The sequence below is a fragment of the Oceanisphaera sp. genome, from assembly GCF_052084945.1.
Lineage (GTDB): Bacteria > Pseudomonadota > Gammaproteobacteria > Enterobacterales > Aeromonadaceae > Oceanimonas.
This window is the reverse complement of record NZ_JBQDEX010000101.1, coordinates 1-8194: the sequence shown is the minus strand read 5'-3', so window position 1 is coordinate 8194 and position 8194 is coordinate 1. Positions and strand designations below refer to the sequence as shown.

Annotated in this window: 7 protein-coding genes; 6 read left to right on the top strand and 1 reads right to left on the bottom strand. The window is 47.4% G+C overall.

Translation table 11 applies throughout. The features are described from left to right. Positions 1-28 precede the first annotated feature (28 nt). A complete protein-coding gene (gene tolC, locus ACTHY5_RS09495) occupies positions 29-1333 on the bottom strand; it encodes an outer membrane channel protein TolC (protein WP_441879047.1) in 1305 nt (434 codons plus the stop codon). 246 nt (positions 1334-1579) lie between these two features. On the opposite strand from tolC, the gene nudF reads away from it, so the two are divergent. The 6 genes from nudF to parC form a co-directional block, all read left to right on the top strand. Then, positions 1580-2182, top strand: a complete 603-nt coding sequence (gene nudF / locus ACTHY5_RS09490) for an ADP-ribose diphosphatase (protein WP_441879045.1) — start codon at positions 1580-1582, stop codon at positions 2180-2182. 163 nt (positions 2183-2345) lie between these two features. Continuing rightward, positions 2346-2792 carry a DUF1249 domain-containing protein gene (locus ACTHY5_RS09485; protein WP_441879043.1) on the top strand — a complete coding sequence of 149 codons (447 nt, stop codon included), beginning with the start codon at positions 2346-2348 and terminating at the stop codon, positions 2790-2792. Positions 2793-2818: 26 nt separating this feature from the next. Further along, positions 2819-3649, top strand: coding sequence for a 3',5'-cyclic-AMP phosphodiesterase (gene cpdA / locus ACTHY5_RS09480; RefSeq protein ID WP_441879050.1), 831 nt, complete (start codon positions 2819-2821; stop codon positions 3647-3649). Position 3650: 1 nt separating this feature from the next. Then, positions 3651-4229, top strand: coding sequence for a YqiA/YcfP family alpha/beta fold hydrolase (locus ACTHY5_RS09475; RefSeq protein WP_441879041.1), 579 nt, complete (start codon positions 3651-3653; stop codon positions 4227-4229). Between the two features lie 332 nt (positions 4230-4561). Continuing rightward, positions 4562-6457: a DNA topoisomerase IV subunit B gene (parE, locus tag ACTHY5_RS09470; protein ID WP_441879039.1), complete on the top strand. Its 1896-nt coding sequence runs from the start codon at positions 4562-4564 to the stop codon at positions 6455-6457. Between the two features lie 13 nt (positions 6458-6470). Next, positions 6471-8194: DNA topoisomerase IV subunit A (gene parC / locus ACTHY5_RS09465; RefSeq protein ID WP_441879037.1), on the top strand; the 1724-nt coding region annotated here is incomplete at its 3' end.

The following is an 8194-nucleotide window of genomic DNA, read 5'->3' as shown; positions in this document are numbered from 1 at the left end:
CTGGGCGCTGGGCGCTGGGCGCTACAAGCTACTCTTTTATTAAGCCGTTATTAATCTCTACCAAATCTTGTTCGGTTAAGTTTCCGGCCGCTTGCTTGAGTTTCAGCTGATGTAGTACATAGGCATAACGCGCTGAAGAAAGATTTTGCTTTGCGTTATAGAGTTGGCGTGTTGCATTGAGCACATCAACAATAGTGCGAGTGCCCACTTCATATCCCGCCTCGGTGGCATCTAGTGCACTTTGGGCTGAAATTACAAACTGTTCAAAAGCACGAACCGATCCAGCAGCGGCTTCTACATCATTATAAGACGAATAAACTTGGCTTTTAACCGCTCTAAAACTGCGCTCTAACTCTTCACTAGCAGCCACATAACCAAACTGTGCTTGCTTCACTTGCGAGCTAGTCGCGCCACCACTATAAAGTGGTAGGTTTAAAGAAATGCCAACCTGAGCCTGGTTATTAGTGCCATCTCGCTGGTTTGGGGTATTGTCTTTGTAATCGGTATAATTACTGCCCAGTGCCGCATTCAGATCTAATGTGGGGTGGTGCCCTGCTTGCGCTAAGCCAATTTGCTCATTAGCGATGTCTTTCCCAATACGCTGCTGGTGTAGTTCTAAGTTTTGATCGAGTGCCATCTCTAACCAAGCATCGGCCACCATAGGGGACTTTTGCGGGCTAAATAACTCAGTATTAAGAGTATTTAGCTGGGCATAACTCATATTAGTGAGTTCGCGCAGCACTTCTTTGGCATTATTAACTGAGTTTTCAGCATCAATCTCTTCTGCTAATGCTTGGTCATACTGAGCTTGTGCCTCATGTACATCCGTCATGGCACTTAAGCCGACTTCAAAGCGTTGCTTGGTTTGATCTAACTGGCGACTCACCGCTTCTTTATTTGCGCGTACAAAGCTGAGTGCATCTTCAGCAATCAATACCTCAAAGTAGGCTTGAGTGGCACGTAAAATCAGCGTCTGTTGTGCCTGTTTGTACACTACATCAGCTTGTGTGGCTTGTTTCTCGGTAATATCCAGGCTAACCCAGGCTGATTTTCGATAGAGCGCCTGGCTTAGGTTTAAGCTGGCACTCGCTGTGTTCATATTACTGTTTTTGCTGTTTTCAGTGTAGTTAGCATTGGCGCTAAGATCAGCTTGAGGCAGCAGTGGTGCACGGGACTCTTTCACCTTTTCAAAGGCGGTATCGCGTACGGCTTTAGCTTGACGTATTTGAGGATCGTTATTGGTGGCTTGTTGATAAATATCGAGTAAGTCTTCAGCCTGAGCAGAGCCTGCAGCACAGAGTAAGATTAGGGTCGACAACACTGTTTTCTTCATTAAATTTGCCTTACATAACAGATGAGCAATGAACGCCGTGCTGGAGGCAGGCCGCTGATATTGATTAGTGATGTATAAGAGTAACATCACCATTGTTGGTTGGAAATTGGTTAAAACAATAGTGTAGAGCCGTAGTATAAGACAATGGTGAAGCAACTCGACATTATTAGTGAGAGCTGAATGAACGTTCATTCATTTTGGTAGTAGTCTAAAATTTACTAGTTAAAAGTCAAGAAAGGAGTCGAAATGAATACACATAAGTCAGCCCAGTTTGGGCACCAAGAGGTGAAACTGGTTGCAGAAGATATTGGCTATCAAGGTTTTTTTAAGTTATTGCGACTACAATTACAGCACAAGTTGTTTGGTGGCGGCTGGAGTAAGGTGATGACGCGCGAGCTTTTTGAGCGCGGCCATGCCGCAGCCGTATTGCCCTATGACCCAGTGCGTGATGAAGTTATTTTAATTGAACAGTTTCGAGTGGGTGCTGTGTATCATGATGCCAGCCCTTGGCTATTTGAAGTAGTGGCTGGCATTATCGAAGCAGGTGAGTCTGCAGAAGATGTAGCACGGCGCGAGGCTCTAGAAGAGGCCGGTCTCACCTTAACTAAGCTAACAAAGATAAGCAGTTACTTCCCAAGCCCTGGTGGCTGTAGCGAACGCATTACTTTATTTATTGGTGAAGTGGATGCCAGCCTAGCACCAGAATACGGCGGATTAGCCGATGAAAATGAAGATATTCGTATTCACCGGGTGCCGCGCCAGCAAGCCATGCAGTGGATAAATGAAGGCAAGCTAGATAACGCCAGTACTATTATTGCTCTGCAGTGGCTTGCCTTGCAGCGTGTATAAATATGTAAGCGGTAGCGTATAAAGAGTGAGGGGAATAACAATATCGCCATACGGTTTGAGTGGCGGAGGCTACATTATTTGTTCCGTGGCGAGAAACTCTTTACGCTTTCACATTACGCACCTGAATGAGTGACGTCAGTCTGTTAAGCTGACAAGGAGAACCATGTTAACCACGAGGGCGTTTGCCCAGAAGCATGTGCCAGATTTAAAAACCTTACAGCGCACCTGTGATATGAATTACATGGCGTTAATGAAGCTGCTACCTCAGCAGGCTGTGGTGGGAGATACTGTGTCTATTGGTATTAGTGAACAGGTGTTATTTGTACTTAAAGTGCTGGAAATAGCGCCTTATACTTGGCATGTATCCATTGAGCAATGTACACCAGGGCTGCCTTCTTTTATGCGGATGAAGGTAAAAGTTCGCTTGTATCATGATGTAAGAATGGCGGAAGTGTGTGCCAGCCAGCAGATATTGACTCTGCGTTCGAGTTATCATTATCCTAATGCCAAAATGCATCATCGTAATGAAAAAGAGCAGGTAAACTTCTTTTTAGCCGAATGGCTAAAATGTTGCCTACAACATGGATTTAGTACGGTTAAACAAATTTGAATCAGACATTCCCGCAATTAGAGACCATTGAACTTCAGCCTTTGTGCTCAAGTGGTGTCGTCGAATTATTACAGATCACTGATACCCACCTTTTTGCCGATAAAGCAGCCGACTTTTTAGGCATTGCACCTTGGTATAGTGGTAAGGCAGTAGTAGACGCCATTCTTGAAAATGATCAATTATCAGGCACTCAGCCCCACGACTTTATTTTGGCTACCGGTGACTTATCACAAGACCATTCTCGTGAATCTTATCGTCATTTTGGTGATTTGATGAGTGAGTTGACGCCGCCGGTGTTCTGGTTGCCGGGTAATCATGATAATGCCGCTTTAATGCAGGTTGAATTAGACAATGCCGGCATTAGCGATGCCAAACATCTTTTATGCGGACAATGGCAGATTTTATTACTCGATACCCAATTACCGGGTGAGACTCACGGTGAACTCTCAGCGGCACAGCTTTCTTTATTAGAGCAAGCATTGCAGCGCTACCCTGAGCATCACTTGTTATTAGCGGTGCATCATCAGGGCATTCCGGTGGGCTGTGCTTGGCTAGATCAGCATAATTTGCGCAATGCCTCAGCCATGACTGACTTATTAGTTAAGCATAAAGCGACCAAAGTGGTGTTGTGTGGGCATGTGCATCAAGGATTTGATCAGCGCGAGCAAGGTATTCGTTATTTAGCCAGTCCTGCCACTTGTATTCAGTTTAAGCCGCTATCAGATGAGTTTGCCCTCGATACTATGGCGCCGGGCTGGCGGGCCATGTCATTGCATCCCGATGGTCGCCTTAGTACTCAAGTGTGGCGTTTGCAGCCGCATATTTTTACTCCCGACTTTAGCGCTACAGGGTATTAAGATGCCAACTCTTCTATATCTGCATGGCTTTAACTCCTCGCCTCAGTCAGTTAAAGCACAACAAATGCGCGAGCACCTGCAACAAAAGCGGCCCGACATTCACCTTATTTGTCCTCAACTTGCCGCAACGCCTGCGAAAGCTTGGGCACAAATACAGAGTATTTGCGATGAGTTGGTGGCGCTCGGCCATCCTTTTGGCGTGGCAGGTAGTTCGTTAGGCGGTTTTTTAGCGACTCGAGTTGCCGAACAGTATGGGGTTCGCGCTGTGGTGATTAACCCCGCTATTAATCCGCATATTTTATTGCAAGACTACCTAGGCGAGCAGCTTAACCCCTATACAGAGCAGCATTACCTGTTGACTGAGCAACATATTCAAGAGTTAGTGGGGCTGCGAGTTAACCAGCCCAGCTGCATGGAGCGCGTTTGGTTGCTACAACAGCAAGGCGATGAGGTGCTCGACTATCGTGAAGCCCTCGATTACTACCGCTTTGCTCGGGTCTGTATTCAAAAAGGCGGCAATCACGCTTTTGTTCGCTTTGATCATTACTGCGCACAAATCATCCGCTTCTTACAGCTTTAGATCTTAAAGATCCAAATCCACAAGAAAAACGCTTATACCAATCTGGAAAACTAACTGATCGGGTTTTATGGCTTCTGTAGGGTCGATTTCAATCGACTAAAAACCATAGCAAGGCCTAAAGAGGTCGAATAAATTCGACCCTACGCTCGGGGTAGATTGGTACAAAAGCTGATCTTTGTGCCTCCACCGCTCAACGTAAAAATAGCTCTGGCTCTCGATGTTAGTTTTTCTTTTTAACATTACCACTCAGCGGCTCGTTATCCTTAAGGCTGACAGGGGATAGCGCTAAGTAGTAAGATAGCGGCCACGAATTCTGATTATTTAGGGGCTACATGACATCCAGTCAATATACTGCTGATGCTATTGAGGTGCTCAATGGCCTAGAGCCGGTGCGTCGTCGCCCTGGTATGTATACCGACACCACGCGCCCTAACCACCTTGGTCAAGAAGTCATCGACAACAGTGTTGATGAGGCGCTCGCTGGTCACGCCAGCAAAATAGAGGTGATTTTACATGCCGACCAATCACTAGAAGTGATTGATAACGGCCGTGGTATGCCGGTGGATATTCACCCAGAAGAAGGCATTTCTGGCGTAGAGCTGATTTTTACCAAGCTGCATGCCGGCGGTAAATTTTCTAATAAAAACTACGAGTTTTCTGGCGGCTTGCACGGGGTCGGTATTTCTGTGGTCAGTGCCCTGAGTACACGATTAGATGTGACCATTCGCCGTGCCGGGCAAGTGCATGAAATGGCCTTTGAGCACGGGACTAAGGTCAGTGAGCTGACGGTGACGGGTACCTGTGGCCAGCGTAATACGGGCACTCGGGTACACTTTTGGCCTGATGCCAGTTACTTTGACTCGGCTAAGTTTTCGGTCTCGCGCCTGAAACATTTATTAAAAGCGAAAGCCGTGTTATGCCCTGGGCTAACATTGCGTTTTGTCGATAAAGTTAATAACGACACCATAGAGTGGTATTACGAAGATGGCTTGCAAGATTACTTGGTTGAGTCAGTAAGAGAGCATGTTTGCCTGCCAGAAATCCCCTTTGTTGGTAATTTTAGCGCTGACCATAGTGCGGCTGAATGGGCGCTGACTTGGTTACCTGAAGGGGGCGAGGGCATTGGTGAGAGCTATGTTAACTTGATCCCGACCACTCAAGGCGGTACTCACGTTAATGGCTTACGCCAAGGTCTTTTGGATGCCATGCGGGAGTTTTGTGAGTTTAGAAATCTGCTGCCCCGTGGCGTGAAACTCACGCCTGATGATATTTGGGAACGCTGCGCCTATATTTTATCGGTGAAAATGCAAGACCCACAATTTGCCGGCCAAACCAAAGAGCGATTATCGTCTCGGCAAAGTTCGGCTTTTGTGTCGGGTGTGGTGAAAGATGCCTTTAGCTTATGGCTTAACCAACATACCGAGCTGGCTGAGCAAATTGCTGAGCTGTGTATTAGCAGTGCTCAGCGTCGCTTGCGCCAAGCGAAAAAAGTGGTGCGTAAAAAAGTCACCCAAGGCCCCGCCTTACCGGGCAAGCTCACCGACTGTGCCTGCTCTGACCCACTGCGTGGCGAGTTGTTCTTAGTGGAAGGCGACTCGGCTGGCGGCAGTGCTAAACAAGCGCGAGATCGCGAGTTTCAGGCGATTATGCCGCTGCGTGGTAAAATCTTAAATACTTGGGAAGTGGACTCTGGCCAAGTGTTGGCCTCGCAAGAAGTACACGATATTTCTGTGGCTATTGGGTTAGATCCCGACTCCACGGATCTGACTGACTTGCGATATGGCAAGATCTGCATATTGGCAGATGCAGACTCAGACGGCTTACATATTGCGACCTTGCTGTGTGCGCTCTTTATGCGCCATTTTCGCCATCTTGTTGAACAAGGCCATGTTTATGTGGCCATGCCGCCGTTATACCGTGTTGATATCGGAAAAGAGGTGTTTTACGCCTTAGATGAAGATGAGCGCGATGGCATTTTAGATCGTATTAAAGCCGAGAAAAAACGCGGCAAAGTACAGGTCACCCGTTTTAAAGGTCTGGGTGAAATGAACCCCAAGCAGCTGCGTGAAACTACGCTCGATCCTAACACTCGGCGTTTAGTACAGCTGACGGTCGAAGACATGGCCGCTACCGAAACATTAATGGATATGCTGTTGGCGAAAAAGCGTTCTGGCGACCGACGGGAATGGCTAGAAACCAAGGGTAACTTGGTCGATCCACTGGTCTGAGGAAACAAATAACATGAGTACCAACGATTTTACCATGGAAGGTGTCGAGCACCTGCCCATGCACACCTTTACTGAGCAGGCCTACCTCAACTATTCCATGTACGTGATCATGGACAGAGCCTTGCCGCACATTGGTGACGGTCTTAAGCCGGTGCAGCGACGCATTATTTATGCCATGAGTGAGTTAGGGCTATCGGCACTGTCTAAGCATAAAAAATCTGCTCGTACCGTGGGCGATGTGCTGGGTAAATATCACCCCCATGGCGATTCGGCCTGTTACGAAGCTATGGTATTAATGGCGCAGCCTTTTTCTTATCGCTACCCGTTAGTCGATGGCCAAGGTAACTGGGGGGCGCCAGACGATCCTAAATCTTTTGCGGCCATGCGCTATACCGAAGCCCGTTTGTCGCGTTATGCCGAGTTGTTATTGTCTGAATTGGGACAAGGCACGGTAGAGTGGATCCCAAACTTTGATGGCACCATGAAAGAGCCGCGCATGTTGCCGGCACGTTTGCCACATATTTTAATGAATGGAGTGACGGGCATTGCCGTGGGTATGGCCACTGATATTCCGCCACATAATATTCGCGAATTAGCCAATGCCTGCGTGCACTTATTAGAGCACCCTAAGGCCGATGTGCCTGAGCTGATGCAGTTTGTTAAAGGCCCAGATTATCCGACCGACGCTGAGATTATTACCCCGCACGCAGATATTCAAAAAGTCTATGAGACGGGGCGTGGTAGTATCAAAATGCGCGCTGTGTATGAAATGGAGCATGGCGATATTGTGGTAACCGCCTTACCCCATCAAGCCAGTAGCGGCAAAATACTGGAGCAAATAGCGGCACAAATGCAGGCTAAAAAGCTACCCATGGTGGCAGACTTGCGCGATGAGGCAGATCATGAAAACCCGACGCGTTTAGTCATTATCCCGCGTTCTAACCGCGTGGATGTTGAGCAATTAATGCAGCACTTATTTGCCAGCACCGATCTTGAAAAAAGCTATCGCGTTAACTTAAATATGCTGGGGCTAAACAATAAGCCACAAGTTAAAAGTCTCGATATTATTTTGGATGAATGGCTGAGCTTTCGCCGTCAAACCGTGCGCAATCGCTTACAACATCGCCTCGATAAAGTAGAGGCTCGGCTGCATATTTTAGCGGGCTTATTGATCGCATTTTTGAATATCGATGAAGTGATCGAGATCATTCGCCGCGAAGATGAACCCAAGCCGGTACTGATGGCGCATTTTGGTTTAACTGAAATTCAAGCTGAGTCTATTTTAGAGCTTAAACTTCGCCACCTCGCTAAATTAGAAGAAATGAAAATCCGAGGTGAGCAAGATGAGCTGGCCGCTGAACGCGATAAGCTGGCGCTTATACTGGGTTCAGAGCGTCGCTTAACTACGCTTATCAAAAAAGAAATTTTAGCCGATGCTGATAAGTTTGGTGATGAGCGTCGCTCACCATTAGTGGCGCGCTCTGAGGCCAAAGCGTTAAGCGAGAAAGAGCTGTTGCCCAGTGAACCGGTGACCATAGTATTATCAGAAAAAGGCTGGGTTCGCTCTGCCAAAGGCCATGATGTGGATGGCGCTAGCCTTAACTACCGTGCGGGTGATGGTTTTTTATCTGCTGCTAATGGCCGCAGTAATCAGATGGCGGTATTTTTATCTAATTTAGGCCGTGCCTATGGCCAAGATGCCCATAGCTTGCCCTCGGCACGAGGCCAAGGTGATCC